This window comes from Actinacidiphila sp. bgisy145 (assembly GCF_057708125.1).
Window position 1 is genome coordinate 1 of sequence record NZ_JBYIRL010000116.1, and the last position, 949, is coordinate 949.

The window sequence follows — 949 nt, forward strand, 5'->3', positions numbered from 1 at the left end:
TGCCCGTTCGGCATACCTCGTCGTGCCGGACTCGTCGGACCGTTCGATCAGCTCCATGCCGCGGCCCATGCTTCCCAGCACGGTGCGGTCGCGGAAGGGCGGTCGGCCATCGTCCGGCCATCGCGCGGTAACTGTGTGCCCGTGGTGGGAAACACCGGCGCCCGTGATGACGGCGGTGCCGGCGGTGCCGGCGCCGCTGGTGACGACGCTTCCGGAGGCGCCCGGGACCGCGGTCCGCGGCGCGCGCCAGTTACCTCGCAGTGGACGACCGATGGCCGACCACCCTTCACAGGACAGCGCGGGGCCAGCAAACATGAGGGCGCGACGGGCCCGGCAGCGACGAAGACAGGGTGATCCTCGACGGTCGGCCGGATATGAGCACACCGCTCTCTGACGACACATCACATCCTCCTGCGCAAGTACGTTTCCGCGATAGCGCGATACCGCGATACACAGAAGATGAAAAAGGTGACAGTCAATGGGGTACGTGTTCTCGCTGGTTCTCAGCCGGGAGATTACCGAGGACGAAATGACCACCCTGAAGGCGAGTTGCACCGGCGCTGCCGAATTCGGCACCGACGTGCTTCCGACCGACACCGAAGTCACCGTCACGAGGATGGACTTCGATGACGCCGTGTCCCCGACGCTGGCCGACGCCATCGAATCAGCTCTTGCGGCGGTGACGGAGTTGCCGGAGATCAGGGTGTCCGAGCTCACCGTCCCGGGACAGCCGGTTGGCGATGAGGCTGCCGAGGCCAAGGAGCCCGTGGCCGCCGCTGCCGGTACGGACTGAGCGCGGACCGGTCTTCGCGCCGGCGATCCTGGAACGGTGCTGAGGGGACCGTCCGTGGCCAGGGGGCCTGTTCGCCCGTCGAACCCGCCGGGCCGGGGCGTCATCGGCTTCCCGGAGACCGAGGCCGGCCTGCCGTGCAGGGTGGCCGAACGGGCG

General features: G+C 68.4%; 2 protein-coding genes. One reads left to right on the forward strand and one right to left on the reverse strand.

Annotated elements, in window-relative coordinates:
- Positions 1–315, reverse strand: a 315-nt coding sequence (locus tag AC3ERT_RS36530) for a hypothetical protein (protein ID WP_435179487.1), incomplete at its 3' end; no start/stop codon positions are given.
- A gap of 163 nt (positions 316–478) precedes the next feature.
- On the opposite strand from AC3ERT_RS36530, the gene AC3ERT_RS36535 reads away from it, so the two are divergent.
- Positions 479–793, forward strand: coding sequence for a hypothetical protein (locus AC3ERT_RS36535; protein ID WP_435179489.1), 315 nt, complete (start codon positions 479–481; stop codon positions 791–793).
- The last annotated feature ends 156 nt before the right edge of the window (positions 794–949 follow it).

What these genes read in the sequence shown, in the direction of transcription:
- AC3ERT_RS36535 (WP_435179489.1), top strand. Translation starts at nt 479, where the DNA reads ATGGGGTACGTGTTCTCGCTGGTTCTCAGCCGGGAGATTACCGAGGAC.